Consider the following 20810-nt stretch of genomic DNA (forward strand, 5'->3'; position numbering starts at 1 on the left):
GAAACGTCTGCCGGACGGTCTCCCCCGGCTCCAGAACTTCCGTCTCCCACGGCTCCAGGGCTTCCGTCTCCCCCGGCTCCGAGGCTCCCCTCTCCCACGGGTCCCACGGGTCCCACGGGTCCAGGATTCCCCTCTCCCCCGGGTCCAGAACTCCCGTCTCCCACGGGTCCAGGGCTCCCGTCTCCCCCGGCTCCGGAACTCCCGTCTCCCCCGACTCCGGGGCTCCCGCCTGCGAAGGCTCCGGGGCTCCCGTCGCCCCCGGGTCCGAGGCTCCCGGCTCCCCCGGCTCCCGGGCTCCGGTCTGCGGCGGGTCCAGCACCGGCCGCGGGGGGAACCGCGAGGACGGCCGCTCCGCCGGGCGCCGCCGGGACCGGGCGGGCCTGGTCCACGCCGGGTTCGGCGCTGTCGGGGGGCGGATCCGCTGTGACGGCTGAGCTTCCGGGTGTGGGGGTCGGCAGCGCCTGTCGCGCTTCCGGCGGCGTACCCTCGGCGGCTCGTGGATCTTGATCTTCGACGGGGTGGATCACGGCGGGGCGGGTGCGGTCGGCGGCGTGGTGGAGGACGCGCAGCGCGGTGAGCGCGGCCAGTGGCGCGGCGAGCGCGGCGGCGGCGCCGGCGACGTGAAGCGCGGAGCCGCCCAGCACGCCCGCGGTGAGCGACGTGACAGCGGTGCCGGCCAGCCCGGCCCGGACCGCCGGTTTGAGGCCGTAGAGGCGTTTGAGGCCGCCCCACGGGCGCAGCAGCACGAACCAGACCAGCGCCGCGACCGCAAGCGTAAGCGCGGTGAGCGGGCTGACGAGCGCGGCCACGTTCGACGCGGTGGCGCGCTGGACTGCGATGCCGCTGGTGCCGTCGACCAGGGACGCGAGGATGCGGCCGAGACTGCCGCGCTCGGCCTCGGGGCGGCGCACGTCGAGCAGCGCGAAGCCGAGCGTGACGACCAGGCCGGCGGCGGAGGTGAGCGCGATGCGGCTGGAGCTGAGCCAGCCGCCTGTGGAGAGCGCGGCGGCCACGCAGACGCCCGCGGTGAGCGAGACCGCGCCGATCGCGTGCGCGCCGAGGAACGGGCTGCCGACGAGCATGACTGCGGCGCCGCCGAGCGCGACCATCACGACCGGGCGGCGGGAGCGGCGCATGTGCTGGCCGAGCGCGGCGGCGGCGAGCAGCACGCCCGCGGTGAGCACGCCGAGGCCGACGGTGCCGATGCCGGCGTAGCGGCCGCCGGCCAGCGTGGAGTAGCCCGCAACGCCGTTGAGCTGCAGCGTCGAGCCGGAGAGTACGTCCGCGACGACCACCACGGCCGCGACCGCGGCGACCGCGCCGAGCGGCCAGAGCGTGACCCGCCAGGGCCGGGCGAGCCGGATCGCGAGCGTGCCGGCAAGCGTCAGCACGATAGTCACGGCGGCGAAGACGAGTGTCGGGCGGCCCGCGCGCCACCAGGGCACCAGGTCCGCGACGAGCGCGGCCGGCGTGACGAGCGCGGCCGCGGTAAGCGCCAGCTCGGCGCCGCCCATCAGCCAGCGCGGCGGCAGTGGCGGGCCGGGCGGGCCGCTGTGCGCGTAGGTGCGGCGCAGCAGCGGGACGAGCGCGGCGAACAGCGCGATCTGCGCGGCGGCGAGGATCGTGAAGAACCAGCCGGAGGTACGGCCCTGGGCGCGCGCCTCCGCGTCTGCGTTCGCGGGCCTGACGATCGCGTCCGCGAGCGCGGCGGGGCGGCCGTCCGCGGCGGTGGCGACGTGTCCGTCGAAGCGCCCGGTGGGCAGCTCGCGGCCGAGCGCGGTGAGTGCGGTGGGCGCCAGGTCGACAAGGGCGACGTATCCGTCGCGGGCGGTGCTGGCCGAGGTGATCCAGGAGCGGTCCCAGCCGGGGCCGTCCGCGATCGCCACGTGCAGCCGGTGGTCCGCGCCGGTGTCGGCGAGGCCGGCGACCAGGACCAGCGAGTTGGCGGGCCGGGCCGCGAGCACCCGGCCGAGCGTGTCGTCCGCGGCCGCGACCTCGGCCGCGCGGGTGTCGCCGGTGGAGGCGACGGTGCCCGCGTCGATGATGCTGAGCACGCAGGCGGAGAGCACCGCCGCGGTGTCCTGCTGGGGCAGCTCCGGCGAGTAGCGGTCGACGCGGCCGAACGGGCGGGCGGCCGCGATCGCGGCGCCGGGCCCGATCGCTGTGGTGCAGCGCACGGCCTCGGCAAGCGCGCCGGGGACCGCGCCCCAGGCCTGGCGGCCGTTGTAGTCGACGGCGATCGGCTGCTGCGGCACGTTCGCGCCGATGCCGTCCGGTTCCTCGATGGTGACGTTGACCGGCGGGCAGGTGGTCACGTCCGCGTTCTCGTCGCCCCAGCTGGCGTAGTTGCCGGCGCCGAGCGTGAGCCAGCCGTCGATCGGGCAGGTGGGGTCGCTCGCGGAGCGGACCGAGAGCGCGCCGATCGCGCCGTGCTCCGCGAGCGCCCACAGCGACGGCGTCTCGGTCGGGCTGAGGTCGTCCCAGCGAAGGCCGGGCACGCCGACCACGACCACGTAGTCGGCGCCGGCGCCGGTGACGGCGGAGACCGGCCGGACGCTGAGCGCGACCATGCTGCCGACCACCACGGCCAGCGCGACCAGCCATGGTGTGAGGCGGTGCAGCATCAGGCGGGCTCCTCCGGAGCTGGTACGAGTTCGGCGTAGACGTCGCGGACGGCCGCGACGGTGTCCGCCTCGGTGGGCCAGGCGGCCGCGTGGGTACGGGCCCTGGTGCTCAGATCCGCGCGCAGCTCCGGGTCGTCAAGCAGGCGGCGGACCGCGGCGTCGACCGCGTCCACGTCGCCGGCCGGTACCAGCACGGCGGCGTCGCCGACCAGGCCGGGGAGCCCGCCGACAGCGGTGGCGACCAGCGGCAGCCCGGCCTGCAGCGCCTCCTGGGCGAACAGCTGGCGGGCCTCCCAGTCGCTTGTGATGACCGCGAGGTCCGCACCGGCCAGCAGGTCGGCGACGTCGGTACGGTGGCCGAGCAGCGTGACCGGCGCGTGCGCGGCGGAGATGCTCGCGGCGAGCGGCAGGTAGCTGGGTCCGGTGCCGGCGACAAGCACGACCGGCGTGGGGCGGCGCTCGCGCCAGCGGCCGGCGGCGGCGACAAGCACGTCGTAGCGCTTCTGCGGGTGCAACCGCCCGACGGAGAGGACCACCGGCGTGTCCGGGCCGACGCCGAACTCCGCGCGCACGGCCGCGCGACTGCGCTTGGCCGGGCCGAGCTGGGGCGCCGCCACCGGGCCGAGCCGGGCGTCCCGGGCGCCGACCGCGCGGGCCCGGTCGACCAGGTCGTCGGAGGCGCCGAGCGTGACCCGGGCGGCGGCCGCGACAGCGCGTTCCAGCAGCTGAGCGACGCGGCCGCGCAGGCCGGAGGCGAGCATGGCGTTGTGCCAGGTGACGACGAGCGGCTGGCGGGGGCGGGCGAGCGTGGCGACGAAACCGGCGCGCAGGCCGTGCGCGTGCACGACGTCGATGCCGCCGGACGCGAGCGCCTGGCGGAGTGCGCTCACCGCGCGGGCGTCGGACGGCGTCGGGTTCGCCGGGATCTCCACCGGGACGAACCGCGCACCCAGGTCGGAGAAGTGGAACAGGCGCTCGGTGGCGTCCGGCCCGCAGACCGTGACCGTGCTGCCGGCCGCGGTCAGCCCCCGGACCAGCGAGGACACGTGCTGTCCCACGCCGCCGGTGCTCGAGGCGAGCACGAGCGCCACCCCACCGGCCCAGTCGCCTGCGGTCACGATCGGTCCCCTCCGTCCCGCGCGGTGGGTTCCCGCGCGTCGTTCCCACCGTCCGGCAGGGTCTCACCGCGTGGCAAGTTACCCGATGCGCGCGATCCGGACCGTGTGCCGCCACGCCGGGCGAGTCTCACGACCTGGTCCCGGTCCAGCAGGAACGCGATCCCGAGAAATACCGCCAACCCGACGAACCCGCACAGCATGCCTTGCAACACCGCGACCGGGCGCGCCGGGGTGGGGTCGAAGATCGCTCCGACGGCATATCCGGCGGCACCGGCGGCGACCGCGGCGACCAGCCCGGCGGTGAGCGTGCGGCCGAGCCCGGCGAGCGCGGCCGGGCCGTTGATCCGGCGCACCGAGATCACCAGCAGCGCGCCGAGCAGCAGCATGCCTGCCGAGTGGGCGAGCCCGAGGACGAGCACCCGCTGCTCCGGCGCGGTGACGGCGGACAGCCCGGCCGCGAGCAGCGCGACAAGTCCCCAGGCCAGCGCGGTGGCGCGGGCGACCTCTGCGGTACGCCCGCGGGCGTAGAGCGCGCGGGACAGCAGCGCGAAGAGTCCGTATCCGATCAGTCCGGGCGCGAACGCGACGATGCCGTCGGTCAGTGCCCGGCCGCCGACGAAGAACGCGCCAGCCGGGATCGCCACCGCCACCAGCGCGCCCGCGCCGAGCAGGCCGGCAAGCGCTGTCGACCGTGCGGTGCGGGCGAGCAGTTTCCGGTAGCCGTCGTCGTCACCTGTGGTGAGGCCGGGATAGGCAGCTGTCGCAAGCGGCACCGCGAGCACGGCCCACGGCAGCAGGAACACTGTCTGCGCCAGGTTGAACACCACGAGCGATCCTGTGGGGCCGCCGCTGGCCTGACCGATCACGACCAGCAGCGCGAGTTGTTGCGCGCCGACAGTGACGAGGCCGGCCCAGCCGAGCCGCAGCACTGCCCGCCGGGAGTCGTCAGGCAGGCGCAGCGTCGGCCGCAGCGGCAGCCGCAGAGCGCGTACCGGTATCAGCAGGCAGCCGGAGAGCACCACGACGCCGCAGGTGGTGCCGGCCGCGAGGATCGTCGTGCCGGTGGAGGTCACCGCGCCGAGATCCGTGCCCGGCCCCTCGGTGTACCCGAACGCCAGATACACGCCGATCACGACGAGGCTTGACAGCAGCGGCGCGATGACCGGCCAGGCGAACCTGCGGTGCGACTGCAGCACACCGGTAAGCACCACGCCGACGCCGTAGAGCGGCAGCTGCGGTGCGAAGATCCGCAGCATCTGGGTGCCGGCCTCGACCACCTCCGGCGGGCTGTGCGGCAGGATGATCCTCACCAGCGGCCCGGCCGCGACCGCGACCACCACCGCGACCGGCACCAGCAGCAGGAGCACCCAGCCCAGCAGCGCCGACGTGATCCGCCCGGTCCGCTCCCGGTCTCCGGCCTCGACGGCCGGCGCGAGCAGCGGCACCACAAGGCTGGCCAGCGCGCCCCCGGCGACCAGCTCGAAGATGATGTTCGGCAGCGTGTTCGCACCGAGGTAGGCGTCGCCGAGTCCGGTGTCACCCACCATCCAGGCGAACACTGTGGTACGCCCGAAGCCCGCCAATCGGCTGACCACTGTGAGCACCGCGATCAGCGCGGCGGCGCCGGCGACGGACCGGGTGCGCGTGGAGGTCACCGCGGTCAGCTCTGCCGGCGGCCGAGCTCGTCCAGCTCGCGCAGGCCCGGCGTCCGCTGGATCACTGCGGTGAAGCTGACCTTCTCCGAGGCCGCGGTGAGGCCGGCCAGGCCCGCGAAGACGACCGCGCGGCCGATCGGGCCGCACGTCGCCGCGATCGCGACGCCGAGCAGCGCACCGAGCGCGTTCGCCCCGGAGTCGCCGAGCATGATCTGCTCGTCCAGGTCCTGCGGCAGCAGTCCGGCCGCGGCGCCGACCGCACCCGCGGCAAGCCCGCCCGCGGAGGTGGGCAGCAGCGGCGCGCCGATCAGCGCGCTCGCCTTGATCGCCCGGCCGGGACGCAGATCGAGCAGATTGACGAGGTTCGCGGTGCCGGCGATGACGCCCGCGCCGAGCGCCACGTCCGCGAGCGTGCCCCAGCGGGTCTTCCGCCCCGGGCGGTCCAGCGCCAGCAGCGCGGACGCGGCAAGCCCGGCAGCGCCGACCCCAGCGATCTTGACCAGGCCGCTTGTGACCTGACCGCGGCGCAACGCGCGCAGGTGCCCGGCGAAGCCCTTGGCCGCCTTCTGCTCCGGCCGGCTGCCGACCACGTCGTCGTAGAGGCCCACCGCGCCGGACGTGAGCCCGGCGGTGAGCGCGGCGGCCGCGGCCGGGCCGCTCGGCGCACCCGCGGCCGCGGCGACGGACGCGGCGGCAGCGAGCGCGGGACCGCCGGCCAGCGTGACGGTGCGCCCGCGGAAGTTCGCCCGCTCCAGCGACGTGTTGACCGGGCTGCGCCGGACCGCGGTCAGCGCGGCGCGCGCGGCGAGCGCGCCCGCGGCGAGGACCAGGATCGGGGGGACACGCGTGGGGGCCATGACCGCGATTCTAGGGATCGCGTGATCACACCGTCACTGCGCGGGGGTCGGCAGCATCGACGTGGCGCCCGCACCCAGTCCGTAGTGCCCGATCTTGTTCGCGGCGAGCGACTCGGTGAGCGCCAGGCAGGTGACGACCGCGCCCTGGGCGGTGTTCACGTTGTCCACCGTGGCGATGGTCTTGGACAGCGCCGCGTCCGCCAGGACCGCAGCGACCACGTTGCCGTCACCGACGCCGTTGCCGCCGACGACAAGCGGGCCGGCCACGTCGAACTGCTCCACGAGCGTCACGGCCGACGCGTTCATCTTGTCCGAGTCCTCGCCGGTCGGCGGCAGACCCGCGACGATCACCACGGCCTCTGCGGAACCGGAGACCTTGTCGTCCTCGACAGTGACGTAGTTCGCGGCCGCGTACGCCGCAAGCACCGCGTTCCGGTCCGAGTCGGTGACGGCCGCCGGTGCAGGCCGGTCCAGCAGCGCGGTCGCCAGCAGCGCGGCCGAGGTCTCCACCCCGTTCGCGTTGCTTGGCAGCCCGGACGCCGGAAGCGTGGTCTGCGCCGCGCGATGCGCCAGGTCAAGCAGGTTCACGCTGTTCGCCGGGTCGACGAAGCTCTCCCGGACGTCGACACGGCCGGTGACTGTCGCGCCGGCCGTGGCAAGCATGGTGCGCAGCTGCTCCGCGTAGTCGGCCGCGGTCGGCAGCACCACAAGCGCCACCCGGCGGCCGGTGAGCTTGCCGGCCAGCAGCATCGGCGCGGCCGCGGTCGCGAACTCCTCCTGCGAGTTGACCTCGTCCTGAAGCTGGCCGACGCTCTCGCGCAGCTGGCTGTTGTCCTTGCTGAGGTTCTTGACCTGGCTGTCCAGCCCGTCAACGACGGGCCCGTTGAGCGCGGCGGTGCCGACCACCAGCCCGATCGCCAGCGCGAGGAAGACCGCGGTGAGCGACACGACGTGGTACCGGAAATTGATCACGGTGGAAGCCTTCTGGTCGGGACGGGGCTAGAACAGCTGGCCGAGTTGGAAGACGAGATTGTCCCACCACTCCGAAGCCACCCCGAGGTACGCCTTGCCCACGGTGGAGACAGTCACCGCCGCCGTCATGGCCGCGATCGCGGAGAACGCGAGGAGCAGCAGCGACGACCCCGGGATGGTCTGCTTGTAGAGCCGGCTCACGCCCTTCGCGTCGACAAGCTTGCCGCCGACCCGCAGCCGGGTGAGGAACGTCGACGCCATGCCGCCGCGCCCCTTGTCCAGGAACTCGACGAGCGTGTAGTGCGTGCCGACCGCCACGATCAGCGAGGCGCCCTTCTCGTCGGCAAGCAGCAGCGCGCAGTCCTCGCTTGTCGCCGCGGCCGGGAAGGTGATCGCCGGCACGCCGAGCTGGTGCACGCGCGGCAGGCCCGGCGCCCGCCCGTCCGGATAGGCGTGCACGACGATCTCCGCGCCACAACGCAGCACGTCGTCACTCACCGAGTCCATGTCGCCGATGATCATGTCGGGCGTGTATCCGGCCTCGACAAGCGCGTCCGCGCCGCCGTCCACACCGATCAGCACCGGGCGGTACTCCCGGATGTACGGGCGCAACACGTCCAGGTCGGCCTTGTAGTCGTAGCCCCGGACCACGATCAGCACGTGCCGGCCGTTGATCTTCGTCTCGATCTCCGGCACGCCGACGCCGTCGAGCAGGAGATCGCGCTCCTGCTTCAGGTAGTCCATCGTGTTCGCCGCGAACGCCTCCAGCTGCACGGACAGCCCTTCACGGGCATCCGCCATCGCCTTGGCCACGGCCTCGGAGTCCTGCCGGACACCGTGCAGCAGCGCCTCGCCGTTCGCAAGCACCGTGTTTCCCTCGACCCGGATCGAGTCGCCCTCCCGGATCTGCTGGAACACGCCCTCACCGAGGTCGTCCAGAAGCGGGATGCCGGCCTTGACAAGCACCTCCGGCCCCAGATTCGGGTAACGCCCGGAAATCGACGGCTTCGCGTTGAGCACCGCCGAGACGCCGACCGCCACAAGCGAGTCGGCGGCCACGCGGTCCAGGTCGACGTGATCGATGACCGCGATGTCGCCCGGACGCAGGCGTCCGGTCAACCGCTTCGTACGGCGATCGAGCCGAGCAGTGCCCGCGATGATCCCCGGTTCGGCGGTCCGGGTACGGCGCAAGGTGGGTAGACGCATCGCCATCATCGTGACACGGCCTCTCGACTTTGTGGTCCCCCGACATGCCGACAAAACGTCTCTGAGCTGCTCAATTGCCTATGTATCAACGCGTAATGTGTCGCCGCTCACGTCACAGAACGAATTCTTTCTCGCACACCCGCCGCGGTCCAGCCATTTCCGGCCCCCGCGCACGAGAAGGGCCTTGCCGCCACACACACGACAAGGCCCCGCGGAACTCCGGTTCAGCGGCGCTTCTCCCGCTCCGCCACCGCCAGCAGCTCCTCCGCGTGAGCGATGCCGAGGTCAGAGTCGGGCAGGCCGGCGAGCATGCGGGACAGCTCGCGTGCGCGGTCCGTGTCCTCGACCACTCGCACGCCGCTGGTTGTCACCGCGCCGCCGGTGTCCTTCAAGACCACCAGGTGCCGGTCGGCGAACGCGGCCACCTGAGGCAGGTGGGTGACCACAAGCACCTGGTGACTGCGCGCCAGCCGGGCCAGCCGCCGCCCGATCTCCACCGCGGCCGTGCCGCCCACGCCGGAGTCGACCTCGTCGAACACAAGCGTCGGCGGGCCGCCGACGCCGGCGAACACGACCTCGATCGCCAGCATCACGCGGGACAGCTCACCGCCGGAGGCGCCACGCTGCAACGGCAGCGCCGGCGCGCCCGGATGTGCGAGCAGGCGCATCTCCACCTCGTCCGCCCCGTCCGACGACACGCCCGATTCGGTGCCGTCGATGGTCACGGTCGGCTCACTCTTGCCCGCGGTACGCGGCAGGACCGCGACCTCGACCCGCGAGTGCGGCATTGCCAGGCCGGCCAGCTCCACGCTGACCTCCTCGGCGAACCGCCCGGCAGCCTCGACCCGGGCGGCGGTGAGCCGCACGGCCAGCTCCGCGACCTCGCCCTCGAGGCGTTGGCGATCGCGCTCCAGCTCCTCAAGCAGCTCGTCGGACGTGTCCAGCTCGCCGAGCCGGGCGCGGGCCGTCTCAGCCCAGGTGATCACGCCGTCGACGTCGTCCGCGTACTTACGGGTCAGCCCGCGCAGCAGCGCGCGCCGCTCGTAGATCGCGGTCAGCCGGTTCGGGTCGGCGTCAAGTGCGTCCAGGTAGGCGGAGAGCTCGGCGGACACGTCACTGATCAGCGTGGCCGCCTCCTCAAGCCGCGCGGCGAGGTCGGCCAGCTTGCCGTCGACGCCTGCCTGCCCCTCAAGCGTGCGCCGGGCGGTCCCGAGCAGGCTCGTCGCATCCGGCGTCTCGTCACCGGCCTCGGCACCGCCGGCGATCGACTGGTAGGCAAGCGCGGCCGCGGTCCGCAGACCCTCCGCATGCTCCAGGCGCTGCGCCTCGGCCTTCAGCTCGTCGTCCTCCCCCGTCTGCGGGTCGACGCGGGTGATCTCGTCGAGGCCGAGCTTGAGGAGGTCGGCCTCCTGGTTGCGGTCGCGCGCGTTACGGCGGCGGTCCGCGAGATCGTCAGCGGTCTTCCGCCACTTGACGTACGTCTCGCGGAACGTCTCCAGCAGCTTCTCGTGCTCCGGGCCGGCAAACCGGTCGAGCGCGGCGCGCTGCTCCGCGGGGCGTAGCAGCCGCAGCTGGTCGGACTGGCCGTGGACGGCAAGCACCCGCTCGCCGACGTCGGTGAGCACCGCGACGGGCGCGGACCGCCCGCCGACATGGGCGCGGGAACGGCCCTCGATGGTGACGGTACGAGACAGCATCACGGTGCCGTCGTCGTCCGGCTCGGCGCCGGCGTCGGTGATCCGGGCGAGCACCGCATCGGCGATCGCCCCCTTGAGCCGCAGTCGTCCTTCGACGACGGCACGGCCGGGGTCGGCTCGTACGCGACCGGCATCGGCCCGCCCGCCGAACAGCAGGCCGAGGCCGGTCACGACCATGGTCTTTCCGGCGCCGGTCTCACCGGTTATCACATTCATGCCGCCGGTCAGCGGCAATGTGGTGTCCTCGATGACGCCCAGGCCGGTGATACGCAGCTCTTCCAGCACAGGCAAAGACAGTAGCCGCGAACTCCGACACTTTTCCAGCCGAGAGCTGCGCCAATTGTGGCGAACGCAGTGATTACCGCCGCTTCGTACCCCGCCAGCCGAGGACCGGGAGGTCGAATTTCGCCACCAGCCGATCCGTGAACGGCCGTGGCTGAAGCTGAACAACACGCACCGGTTGCGCGCCGCGCCGGACAGTGACCTTCGCGCCGGGAGGCAGATCGAAGACGCGGTGACCGTCCGCGCAGAGCGTGGCGACAGACGTGTACGGATCCACCGTGATCACGAACGTGGACGTGGGCGCGGTCACCAGCGGCTTGCTGAACAGCGCGTGCGCGGCCACCGGCACCAGCAGCAGCGCCTCCACCTCAGGCCAGACCACCGGGCCGCCGGCCGAGAACGCGTAGGCGGTGGAGCCGGTCGGCGTCGCGCAGATCACACCGTCGCAGCCGTACCGGGACAGCGGTCTGCCGTCCACGTCGACGCGCAGCTCAAGCATGTTGGCCCGCTGGCCCTTCTCCACCGAGACCTCGTTGAGCGCCCAGGTCTCCGCGATCACCTCGCCGTCCAGCTCGGCCCGCACGTCGAGCGTAAGCCGCTCGTCCACGGTGTAGGCGCCGCGCACCACCTCCGCGACCGCCTGGTCGATGTCGCTGATCTCCGCCTCGGCGAGGAAGCCCACCTTGCCCAGGTTGATGCCGAGCAGCGGCGCCTTGTTCGGCCGGGCCAGCTCCGCCGCGCGCAGGAACGTGCCGTCGCCACCGAGCGCGAACACGATCTCCACGCCCTCGGCCGCGTCCGGGCCGAACACCGGCGTGACGCCCGGCGGCAGGTCCAGATCACCGATCTCGGAGGCCACGACACGGACCTCGAACCCCGCGCGCACGAGGTCGCTCGCGATCGAGGCCGCGTGCTCGGTGCTGTGCCGTCGTCCCGTGTGGGTCACCAGCAGCGCCGACCGGTTAGCGGTGCTCCTCACTCGTCACTCCCTTGTCAACAAGCGATTCCGCGCCGGCCTCCGGCGCGTGCACGGCCACCGTACCCGCGGGCCCGGCCTCGACGACGGCCCGCACATGGTCCGGATCGGCAGCGGGCGCGCCCCGCCGCAACCACACGAAGAACTCCACGTTGCCGCTCGGGCCGGGCAGCGGGCTCGCGGCCACCCCGGCGAGGCCGAGCCCGAGTGCATAGGCGGCCGCACACACGTCGAGGACCGCTGAGGCCCGCAGCGCCGGGTCCCGGACCACGCCGCCCTCGCCGACCCGTTCCTTGCCGACCTCGAACTGCGGCTTGACCATCAGCGCCAGGTCCGCGTCCGGCAGCGCGCAGCCGGCCAGCGCGGGCAGCACTAGGCGCAGCGAGATGAACGACAGGTCGGACACGATCAGCTCGACCTGCCCGCCGATCGTCTCCGGCAGCAGCGTGCGCACGTTCGTGCGCTCGAAGACCTTCACCCGCTCATCGGTACGCAGCTTCCACGCCAACTGGCCGTAGCCGACGTCCACCGCGACCACCTCGGCCGCGTCCGCACGCAGCAGCACGTCAGTGAAGCCGCCGGTGGACGCGCCGGCGTCCAGGCACCGGCGTCCCGCCACGGCGAGCCCGCGCGGGCCAAACGCGGCGAGCGCACCGGCCAGCTTGTGACCGCCGCGCGACACGTACTCGTCGACCGGGTCCTCGCCGGTGACCACGATCGGGTCGGCCGGGTCGATCTGCGCGGCGGCCTTGCGGGCGACCATCCCCCGGATCTCGACGCGACCGGCCTCGATCAGCGTGCCTGCCTGCTCACGGGAGCGGGCAAGGCCGCGGCGGACGAGTTCGGCGTCTAGACGGATGCGGCGTGCCATGCGGTGTCTTCACGTGTCTTTCAGGGGGAAGGGTCAGGCCTGGTCGATCGTGGCGAGCGTCTCGCGAAGGATCTGGTGCGCGGCCTCGAACTCGGCGATCTGGTCGGCCGGGGACAGCGACGCCGCGTTCGCAAGGGAGGCGAGCATCGCGTCCACGGCCGGATGCCCGGTGCTCCCGTCGCCGGGCTCGGTCATCCGCACCGCCGGCGCGCCCATCCCCGGCGCACCCATGCCCGGTGTGCCCATGCCCGGTGTGCCCATGCCCGCCGGGCTCATCGGCGGGCGGGGCGCGGCCGGAGGACGGGGGATCGGGAACGGCGTGCTCATCAGCGCTGCGTGCCGTCGTCGAAGAGCGGCGGGACGGGCTTCTTGGCCCGCTTGCCCGGCGCCACCTTCTTCACCGCGGGCGGCAGATCGGCCGGGGTGGGCACCGACCTCTTCCGCACCACGGTCTTCTGCGGCGGCGTGATCCGCTTCGCGGGCGTCTCGGCCGGCGGCTCGACCGCAGGCTCGTCCTCGGCCGGCACCGCGGAGGTGGCAAGCGCCGCCGGAGTCGCGGGCACGGCCGGGGTGTTAGTCGTCCCAGGGGCGGCCGGGGTGCCGGCGGCGGCCGGCTTCTCCGGCGTGACAAGCGCGTCCGGCACCGCGGTACCGCCCGCGGGCGCCTTCGCCAGCGCCTTCTTGGCCACGACCTTCTTCGCGACGACCTTCTTCACCGGCGCCGGGGGCGTGGTCGCCGTCGACGCGGCCGCCGCGGCCTCCACCGGGGTCTCGACCGGCAGGTCACCGGGTACGTCCACCGGCGCGGTCCTCGCCGGAGTCAGCTGCGCCTCCAGCTCCGTCACCCGTTTGCGCAGCGCCTCGACCTCGTCCGACTTCGCCAGGCCGACCACGCCGAGCGCACGGTCCACCTCGTTGCGGACCAGGCGCTCCACCACGGCGCGATTCGCGGTGCCGGCCGCAAGCGTCTCCTCGACAAGCGCCTGCAGCTGGGCCGCGGTCGCGCCGCCCTTGCCGACCAGCTTCATCGCGGTCTTGGTGGCCTGCTTGCGTGAGCTTTCGGTCAGCCCCAGGGCGAGGTCCAGATAGGCCCGCCACGCTTCCTTCTGCATCCGGCTTCCCCTCACTGTTGCGATCCGGCGCGCTCCCCGCGCGTGCCACGCTACCGGGCGACGTCGCCGGACCCGTGCGGTACCGTGCGGGAAACCGCAAGCGGCGTGGAGAGGACCAAGTGTGGCCAGCGTAGACGAGGTTCGGTCGGCATTGAACACCCTCGCGGAGCGGCTGTCCGCAAACGCGGACGCGCAAGGGCGCATCGACCTCAATCGGACGCTGGCCTGCCGGGTCCCGGATCTCGCCACCGCATTCCACGGACGGCTTGTGGACGGGCGCCTGGTCGACATCGCGGACGGCGACGACCCGAAGGCCAAGATCTCCCTCACCGCGAACAGCGACGACCTCATCGAACTCGTCAACGGCCGCCTCGACGTCATGCGCGCCTACACCAGCGGCCAGGTCAAAATCGGCGCCAACCCCTTCGACCTGCTGAAGCTCCGCAAACTGCTCTGATTTTGGTCGTCGCTTCGCTCCTCCGGGCGCTCTGCTCATGGTCGTCGCTTCGCTCCTCCGGGCTCGACGCCACGGCCTGCGGACGGCGGTGTCAGGCAGACGAAGAGCGTGTCTGACTGACACCGACGTTCCTCGGTCGTCCGCGCCTCACGTGGGCGGTACAGATCCGCGTTGGTCAGGAGAAACTGCAGACTAAGAGCGGGCAGGGCGAGTAAGCGGCTTGCGTGAATGGCACCGACGTTCCTCCGGCGTTTACGCCTCACGATGTGGTGTCGATTCGCGCGGGCACCGGGGGAACTGCAGACCAAGATCAAGATCGTGTGGGGGTACGAGCCTCGGCTCGTACCCCCACAGCGTTTTATGCCTTGAAGTCGTTGGCGGGGATTGCGGGTTCGAAGAGGCCGGAGAGGTTGTGGGCGACGAAGGTGGCCTGTTGGGTGGGTGGGGCGGCGTGGAGGTCTTCGAGGGTGTGGACGCCGGTGAGGACGAGGAGGCCGTCCATGCCGGCGCGGACGGCGCCCTCCAGGTCGGTGTCGAGGCGGTCGCCGACGACAAGGGCCTTCTTCGCATTCACCCGCTCGGCGGCGGTGGTGAAGAGGGCGGGCGAGGGCTTGCCGACGATCACGTCCGGGTCGCGGTCGAGGGCGGTGCGCAGCGCGGCGACAAGTGAGCCGTTGCCGGGCAGCGGGCCGCGCGGGCTGGGCAGCGTCTTGTCCGTGTTCGTGGCCAGCCAGAGCGCGCCGGCCCGGATCGCCACACTGGCCTCGGCCAGGTCGGCCCAGCCGATCGCCGGGCCGTAGCCCTGTGCGACCGCGACCGGGCGCTCGTCCGCCTTGGCCACCACGGTCAGGCCGACGGCCTCGATCTCGGCGCGCAACGCGTCAGCGCCGACGACAAGCACCGGTGCGCCGGGCGGGAGCCGGTCCGCCAGCACGGCCGCGGACGCGCCGGCCGAGGTCAGCACCTCGTCCGCGGTAGCGGGAATGCCCATGCCGGTGAGCAGCGCGGCCACATCCGCGGCGCGGCGGGACGCGTTGTTCGTGGCGTAGGCGACCGGGATGCCGGCCTCGTGCAGTTGGGCGATCGCCTCCACCGCGCCCGGAATGGGCTGGTCGATGAGGTAGACCACCCCGTCCAGGTCGAAGATCACCAGGTCGTACCCGTCGATGAGACGATCGCTCACGCTGTGCCTCCCGTTGCTCCGGCACCGATCATCCCAGCCTCGGGTGCGGCCCGGAACATCGCGGGGTCCGATCGGTCACACAACCCTCCGGTCAGACCGCCACAGGGTAGAAATCACGCGGATCGCCTGCCACGACCGCCTTCGCCCCGGCCGCCAACTCGTCCGCGATGATCTCCAGCCGGTCCGCCTCCAGTCCGTCCAGCGTGGTCCGGACGATCTGCGCCGGGTCGTTCAGCGGGCCGGTCCAGAAGTCCTGGTGGCCGGTGTCGGTCATGCCGAAGTAGGCACCCGCGACCCGCGTTCCCTGCGCCGCCAGCTCCAGCCGCACGGACGTGGTCATCGCCCACTCCGCCGCCTTCGCCACGTGGTACGCGTTGGCGGTGTCCCCCGCGACCCAGGACATCGCGGAGGCAATGTTGAGGATCGCGCCGCCACCGTTCGCCTTCAGGACCGGCGCGAACGCCCGGATCAGCCGCAGCGGCCCCCAGAAGAACGAGTCCAGCTGGCCCTGGATCTCCGCGTCGTCGCCGTCCACCAGGTTCACGAACGACGAGTTGCCCGCGTTGTTGATCAGCAGGGTCAGGTCGGTGGCCACCGCCGCGGCCGCGATCATCGACGCCGGGTCGGTGAGGTCCACCCGCAGCACCTCCACGCCGGGCAGATCGACCAGCTCGGGCCGGCGGGCGGTCGCGTAGACCTTGGTGGCGCCGCGCTCCAGCAGCTGCTCGGCGAAGTGCCGGCCGAGGCCGCGGTTCGCGCCGGTGACCAGGGCGACGGAGTTCGTGAGTTTCATGGCTTTCCTCCCGGAAGGTGATGATCGGTGCCGGGAGTTACGCTAAAACTTGACGTTGACGTCAAAGGCAAGTCTCGTGACGACAGTCACCTCACCGGGAGAGACCATGATCCGCATCGGCGACCTGGCCGCCCGGGCCGGCGTGAGCACCCGCGCACTGCGCTACTACGAGGAGCAGAACCTGCTGCCGGCCGCGCGCAGCGGCGGTGGCCAGCGGTTCTACCCCGAGGCCGCGGTCGAGCGCGTCCGCCTGATCCAGGACCTCTTCGCGGCCGGCCTGTCCAGCCGCCTGATCGCGGTGCTGCTCCCCTGCGTCGACGCGCAGGAGGCCACGCCGGAGGCGCTCGACATCCTCACCAGCGAGCGAGACCGCGTCAGCCGCCAGATCCAGGACCTGATCTCCACGCGCGACCGGCTCGACACAGTCATCATCGAGTGCACCACAGCGACGCCGGCCTCATGCTCCCACCTCGTCTACCCGGCCCAGGAGAGGCGGAACATCGTCGACGCGCGTCAGCCCACCTCGGTGTAGAACTCGCGGGTCCCTAGCCAGCATCGACGTGATGTAGGCGGACCCCTCGTCCACCAGGATCTCGATCTGCCCCGGCCTCGAAACCGTCCAGCGCGACACACAACACCCGCAGCGGCGGTACGCCGGGCAGGTCGATGCTCGCCGGGCGGTGGGCTGCCGTAGACCGTGGTCGCCCTCGCTCCAGCGCCTGCCGGGCGAAATGCCAGCCCGGGCCGCGGTTCGCGCCGGTGACCAGGACCACCGAGTTCGTGAGATTCATGGCTTTCCTCCCGCTGGGTGGCGAATCCTGCTGGAGCTACGCTGAGAGCTGACGTTGACGTCAGAGGCAAGGGCCGTGACGGCCGCTACACGATCTGGAGACCCGCATGATCCGCATCGGCGACCTCGCCACCCGCGCCGGCGTGAGCGTCCGCGCCCTGCGCTACTACGAGGAGCAGGGCCTTCTGTACGCCACCCGGTCCGCCAGCGGCCAGCGCCACTACGCGGAGAGCGCGGTGGACCGGGTACTCCTCATCCAGCAGCTGTACGCGGCCGGGCTCTCCAGCCGCACCATCGCGGCGCTGATGCCGTGCGTCGACGCGAACGAGCCGGACGAGAAGTCGACCGCGCTGATGGTCTCCGAGCGCGACCGGATCGACCAGCAGATCCAGGACCTGATCGCCACCCGGAACCGGCTCACCGCGGTGATCGAGTCCTCCCGTTCGGCGGCGTCCTGCGTGCACAGCGACGAGGACGCGCTGGTCTCCGCTTCCTAGGCCGTGTTCGACGGATCCCGGCGAGCCGAGGCCGAGGTGTGCGCCGCGGGTGCCTGAATGCCGGTGCCGTCTCCGGGTATCCGCAGCGCGCGGCCGGGCGGCGCCTGGGCCCAAGCCGTAGGCCGCCACGATCAGTCACCCACGCCCTGAGGTCCGGGAGCCGGTAGACACAGAAAAGCCCCGGCCGGGTGGCCGGGGCTTTTCTGGTGGATCAGCGTCGCGCGGGGATCAGCGGGCCGAACCGTCGTCGAACCTGGGGCCGAGGTCGCGCGGGCCGGTGGACTCGGCGGTCTCCTTGGCCTTCAGCTTCGCGGCCTCGTCGTCGTCCTCATCGTCCTCGTCGTCGTCGACCGTGTCGGCCTTGGCGGCCGGGGCGGTCTCAGACTTCTCGGAGGTGCCGTCGCCGGCGACGGTCAGCTCCGCGGACGCGTCAGAGGCGTCGAGGTCTTCCTCGTCGTCCTCCTCGTCGTCCTCGGTGCGGTCGTCGTCTTCGTCTTCGTCCTCGTCGTCGTCTTCGTCGTCGTCGCGGTCGTCCTCATCCGCGTCGTCATCGTCGTCGTCGCGGTCGTCGTCTTCGTCGTCATCGTCCGCGTCGTCATCGTCATCGCGGTCGTCATCGTCATCGTCATCGTCCGCGTCGTCGTCATCGCGGTCTTCGTCGTTGTCGCGGTCGTCGTCTTCGTCGTCGTCCGCGTCGTCTCCGTCGGAGTTCGAGTCGGCATCGGAGTCGGCGTGCGATGTCGCGGCGGCGGTGGACTCGTCGTCGGACTCGTCCTCTTCGCCCTCGATCTGGACGCCGTCAAGCTCGAGCAGACGCTCGGCCGCGTCGGTGACCGCGTCCTCGTCGGCGGCCGCGGCCCGGGCGAACCACTCGCGCGCCTCGTCGCGGCGGTCCACCGCGAGCAGCGCGTCGGCGAAGGCGTAGCGCAGGCGCGCGGCCCACGGTTCCGTCGTCGTCTCGGCGGTCAGCTCACGGATCTGCATCATGGACACGGCAGCCTCGCCCTGCCCCAAGTCGCCACGGGCGCCGGCGGCCACGATGAGCAGCTCCACGGCCGTGTCCTTGGGCAGCGCGGCGCTGTCCGTGTTGCGGAACAGGTCGATCGCCCGCTCCGGGCGGCCCAGCGCGCGCTCACAGTCCGCGAGCACGGCCACGTGCGACTGCTTGCCGCTCATCCTGTGGTACGTGCGGAGCTCCGCGATCGCGGTCTGCCACTCACCGGCGTGATACGCCGCCAGGCCTACCGCCTCACGCACCACGCCGATCCGGGACGCCAGCCGGCGGGCGGCCAGCGCGTGCGCCAGCGCCTCCTCCGGGGCGTCGTCGATGAGCCGGCCGGTCATCACCAGGTGACGGGACACCGTCTCCTGCACCGGCTTGTTCAGCGACAGCAGCTCGGACCGCACATCGCGGTCGAGCTCGGTCCACTCGACGTCCGCCGGGATCGACGGCGCGGCCTGGCTGGCCGCGGTGCCGGTGTCGCCCGTGCGCTCCGGGCGGTCACCGCCACGGAAGCCCTGGCCGTCCCGCTCCCGGAAACCACCACGATCGCCGCCGGTACGGGCGCCGCCCTCACGCTCGCGGAAGCCACCACGGTCGGCACCGCGTGCGCCACCCTCACGCTCACGGAAGCCGCCACGGTCGGCACCGCGTGCGCCACCCTCACGCTCACGGAAGCCGCCACCGCGCGAGTCACGGTCGCCGCGCGAGTCGCCACCGGAACGGAAACCGCCGCCGGCACCGCCGCGCGAGTCGCTGTCGCTGCGGAAACCACCGGGACGCGAGTCACGGTCGCCACCGCTGCGGAAACCACCGGTGCTGCCGCCACGGGAGTCACGGTCACCACCACGGAAACCGCCCTCACGAGGGGCACCGCCACGGGAGTCGCGGTCACCACCACGGAAGCCGCCCTCACGAGGGGCACCGCCACGGGAATCACGGTCACCACCGCGGAAGCCACCCTCGCGGGAGTCTCCACCGCTGCGGAAGCCACCCGGACGGGAGTCACGGTCGCCACCGGAACGGAAACCGCCACCGGCACCGCCACGCGAGTCGCCACCACTGCGGAAACCGCCCGGACGCGAGTCACGGTCGCCGCCACTGCGGAAACCACCGGTGCTGCCGCCACGGGAGTCACGGTCACCACCACGGAAACCGCCCTCACGAGGAGCACCACCACGCGAGTCACCAGCGCGGAAGCCACCCTCACGGGGAGCGCCGCCACGGGAGTCACGGTCGCCACCACGGAAGCCGCCTTCGCGGGGCGCACCACCACGGGAGTCACGGTCACCGCCGCGGAAGCCACCCTCGCGGGAGTCTCCACCGCTACGGAAGCCACCCGGACGGGAGTCACGGTCGCCACCGGAGCGGAAACCGCCACCGGCACCGCCACGGGAGTCGCCACCGCTGCGGAAACCACCCGGACGGGAATCGCGATCGCCACCGGAACGGAACCCACCGGTGCTGCCGCCACGGGAGTCACGGTCACCGCCACGGAAGCCACCCTCACGAGGGGCACCGCCACGGGAGTCGCGGTCGCCACCACGGAAGCCACCCTCGCGGGAGTCTCCACCGCTACGGAAGCCACCCGGACGGGAGTCACGGTCACCACCGGAACGGAAACCGCCACCGGCACCGGCACCGCCACGCGAGTCGCCACCACTGCGGAAACCGCCCGGACGCGAGTCGCGGTCGCCACCGCGGAAACCGCCCTCGCGGGAGTCTCCACCGCTACGGAAGCCACCCGGACGGGAGTCACGGTCACCGCCACTGCGGAAACCGCCGCCACTGCCACCACGGGAATCGCCACCGCGGAAGCCGCCGTCACGGGAGTCCCCACCGCTACGGAAGCCACCCGGACGGGAATCACGGTCGCCACCGGAACGGAAACCGCCGCCACTGCCACCACGGGAATCGCGGTCGCCACCACGGAAGCCACCCTCGCGGGAATCCCCACCGCTACGGAAGCCACCCGGACGGGAATCACGGTCACCGCCACTGCGGAAACCGCCGCCGCTGCCACCACGGGAATCGCCACCACGGAAACCGCCGTCACGGGAGTCACCACCGCTACGGAAGCCACCCGGACGGGAGTCACGGTCACCACCGGAACGGAAGCCACCGCCGCCGACACCACGCGAATCTCCGCCGCTGCGGTAGCCGCCCTCACGGGGAGCCCCACCGCGCGAGTCGCCACCACCGCTGCGGAAACCGCCGCCGCTGGTGCCACGGGAGTCACCGCCACTGCGGAAGCCGCCACCGCCGGCGCCACCGCGGGAGTCCCCGCCGCTACGGAAGCCGCCACCGCTGGTGCCGCGGGAGTCACCGCCACTGCGGTAACCACCGCCGCCGGCGCCGCCACGGGAGTCGCCGCCCCGGAAGTCCCGGTCACCACCACGAGAGTCGCGGCTGCCACGAGCGTCGTCGCGGCCCCGCCCGTCGCGGTCGTCATCCCGCCGGGAACGCGGGTTGTCGCCGTCCGGTCCTGGAGTCACAGGTACATCCTTCCTGGGGGCGCTACCACTCGCAGCGCCGATACATACTGTCCAACGATGGTGCCCGGACCCGGGGGCGAGCCCGCAAATACAACTAAGGGCCGCCCCGGAAGGGTGGCCCTCAATTGTAAAGAAGTCCGGCGGTGTCCTACTCTCCCACACCCTCACGAGTGCAGTACCATCGGCGCTGGTGGGCTTAGCTTCCGGGTTCGGAATGTAACCGGG

The 20810-nt window shown here is 72.6% G+C and carries 16 protein-coding genes, 1 rRNA gene and 2 pseudogenes; 3 read left to right on the plus strand and 16 right to left on the minus strand.

Translation table 11 applies throughout. The features are described 5' to 3' along the window. Positions 1-323 precede the first annotated feature (323 nt). The 11 genes and pseudogenes from ACIA8K_RS38790 to ACIA8K_RS38840 form a co-directional block, all read right to left on the minus strand. Positions 324-2624: pseudogene (locus ACIA8K_RS38790) on the minus strand (hypothetical protein); the annotation flags it as partial. After that, a complete protein-coding gene (locus tag ACIA8K_RS38795; protein WP_396068505.1) occupies positions 2624-3745 on the minus strand; it encodes a glycosyltransferase family 4 protein in 1122 nt (373 codons plus the stop codon). The gene ACIA8K_RS38795 and the pseudogene ACIA8K_RS38790, both read right to left, overlap by 1 nt. After that, positions 3739-5397, minus strand: coding sequence for a murein biosynthesis integral membrane protein MurJ (murJ, locus tag ACIA8K_RS38800; protein WP_396068489.1), 1659 nt, complete (start codon positions 5395-5397; stop codon positions 3739-3741). The genes ACIA8K_RS38795 and murJ overlap by 7 nt, the downstream gene beginning before the upstream one ends. Positions 5398-5402: 5 nt before the next feature. Continuing rightward, positions 5403-6254, minus strand: coding sequence for a hypothetical protein (locus ACIA8K_RS38805; protein WP_396068490.1), 852 nt, complete (start codon positions 6252-6254; stop codon positions 5403-5405). 33 nt (positions 6255-6287) lie between these two features. Further along, entirely contained in the window at positions 6288-7226 is a 939-nt protein-coding gene (locus ACIA8K_RS38810; RefSeq protein ID WP_396068491.1) for a copper transporter, read from the minus strand. A 27-nt stretch (positions 7227-7253) separates the two neighbouring features. Continuing rightward, positions 7254-8432 (minus strand): putative cytokinetic ring protein SteA, encoded by a 1179-nt coding sequence (gene steA, locus ACIA8K_RS38815; protein ID WP_396068492.1) that lies wholly within the window; start codon positions 8430-8432, stop codon positions 7254-7256. Positions 8433-8656: 224 nt separating this feature from the next. Continuing rightward, positions 8657-10414, minus strand: a complete 1758-nt coding sequence (recN, locus tag ACIA8K_RS38820; protein ID WP_396068493.1) for a DNA repair protein RecN — start codon at positions 10412-10414, stop codon at positions 8657-8659. Between the two features lie 73 nt (positions 10415-10487). Then, positions 10488-11390, minus strand: a complete 903-nt coding sequence (locus ACIA8K_RS38825; protein ID WP_396068494.1) for an NAD kinase — start codon at positions 11388-11390, stop codon at positions 10488-10490. Continuing rightward, positions 11374-12258 (minus strand): TlyA family RNA methyltransferase, encoded by an 885-nt coding sequence (locus ACIA8K_RS38830; RefSeq protein WP_396068495.1) that lies wholly within the window; start codon positions 12256-12258, stop codon positions 11374-11376. Before ACIA8K_RS38830 ends, ACIA8K_RS38825 begins: the two co-directional genes overlap by 17 nt. Before the next feature lie 33 nt (positions 12259-12291). After that, positions 12292-12585: a hypothetical protein gene (locus tag ACIA8K_RS38835; protein ID WP_396068496.1), complete on the minus strand. Its 294-nt coding sequence runs from the start codon at positions 12583-12585 to the stop codon at positions 12292-12294. Further along, a complete protein-coding gene (locus ACIA8K_RS38840; protein ID WP_396068497.1) occupies positions 12585-13370 on the minus strand; it encodes a hypothetical protein in 786 nt (261 codons plus the stop codon). Before ACIA8K_RS38840 ends, ACIA8K_RS38835 begins: the two co-directional genes overlap by 1 nt. 121 nt (positions 13371-13491) lie before the next feature. On the opposite strand from ACIA8K_RS38840, the gene ACIA8K_RS38845 reads away from it, so the two are divergent. Beyond that, positions 13492-13827, plus strand: a complete 336-nt coding sequence (locus tag ACIA8K_RS38845; protein ID WP_396068498.1) for an SCP2 sterol-binding domain-containing protein — start codon at positions 13492-13494, stop codon at positions 13825-13827. A 388-nt stretch (positions 13828-14215) separates the two neighbouring features. Here ACIA8K_RS38845 and ACIA8K_RS38850 read toward each other — a convergent pair. Together ACIA8K_RS38850 and ACIA8K_RS38855 are read right to left on the minus strand one after the other, a co-directional pair. Further along, positions 14216-15010 (minus strand): annotated as a pseudogene (locus tag ACIA8K_RS38850) (HAD-IIA family hydrolase); the annotation flags it as partial. A 91-nt stretch (positions 15011-15101) separates the two neighbouring features. Continuing rightward, positions 15102-15803, minus strand: a complete 702-nt coding sequence (locus tag ACIA8K_RS38855; protein WP_396068499.1) for an SDR family oxidoreductase — start codon at positions 15801-15803, stop codon at positions 15102-15104. 109 nt (positions 15804-15912) lie between these two features. On the opposite strand from ACIA8K_RS38855, the gene ACIA8K_RS38860 reads away from it, so the two are divergent. Together ACIA8K_RS38860 and ACIA8K_RS38865 are read left to right on the plus strand one after the other, a co-directional pair. Further along, positions 15913-16335 (plus strand): MerR family transcriptional regulator, encoded by a 423-nt coding sequence (locus ACIA8K_RS38860; protein ID WP_396068506.1) that lies wholly within the window; start codon positions 15913-15915, stop codon positions 16333-16335. Between the two features lie 368 nt (positions 16336-16703). After that, entirely contained in the window at positions 16704-17090 is a 387-nt protein-coding gene (locus ACIA8K_RS38865; RefSeq protein WP_396068507.1) for a MerR family transcriptional regulator, read from the plus strand. 228 nt (positions 17091-17318) lie between these two features. Here ACIA8K_RS38865 and ACIA8K_RS38870 read toward each other — a convergent pair whose 3' ends face one another. The 3 genes from ACIA8K_RS38870 to rrf all read right to left on the minus strand — a co-directional run. Next, a complete protein-coding gene (locus ACIA8K_RS38870; protein ID WP_396068500.1) occupies positions 17319-18497 on the minus strand; it encodes a hypothetical protein in 1179 nt (392 codons plus the stop codon). Then, the gene (locus ACIA8K_RS38875; protein ID WP_396068501.1) at positions 18473-20260 is read right to left on the minus strand and encodes a hypothetical protein; all 1788 of its coding nucleotides are present in this window, start codon (positions 20258-20260) and stop codon (positions 18473-18475) included. Before ACIA8K_RS38875 ends, ACIA8K_RS38870 begins: the two co-directional genes overlap by 25 nt. A gap of 460 nt (positions 20261-20720) precedes the next feature. Then, positions 20721-20810 (minus strand): 5S ribosomal RNA (gene rrf, locus ACIA8K_RS38880); the annotation flags it as partial.

Origin of the sequence: Catenuloplanes sp. NPDC051500 (assembly GCF_044454585.1) — a bacterium.
Taxonomy (GTDB): Bacteria; Actinomycetota; Actinomycetes; order Mycobacteriales; family Micromonosporaceae; genus Catenuloplanes.

What these genes read in the sequence shown, in the direction of transcription:
- ACIA8K_RS38855 (WP_396068499.1), bottom strand. Translation starts at nt 15,803, where the DNA reads ATGAAACTCACGAACTCCGTCGCCCTGGTCACCGGCGCGAACCGCGGC.
- ACIA8K_RS38840 (WP_396068497.1), bottom strand. Translation starts at nt 13,370, where the DNA reads ATGCAGAAGGAAGCGTGGCGGGCCTATCTGGACCTCGCCCTGGGGCTG.
- ACIA8K_RS38835 (WP_396068496.1), bottom strand. Translation starts at nt 12,585, where the DNA reads ATGAGCACGCCGTTCCCGATCCCCCGTCCTCCGGCCGCGCCCCGCCCG.
- steA (WP_396068492.1), bottom strand. Translation starts at nt 8,432, where the DNA reads ATGCGTCTACCCACCTTGCGCCGTACCCGGACCGCCGAACCGGGGATC.
- ACIA8K_RS38805 (WP_396068490.1), bottom strand. Translation starts at nt 6,254, where the DNA reads ATGGCCCCCACGCGTGTCCCCCCGATCCTGGTCCTCGCCGCGGGCGCG.
- ACIA8K_RS38830 (WP_396068495.1), bottom strand. Translation starts at nt 12,258, where the DNA reads ATGGCACGCCGCATCCGTCTAGACGCCGAACTCGTCCGCCGCGGCCTT.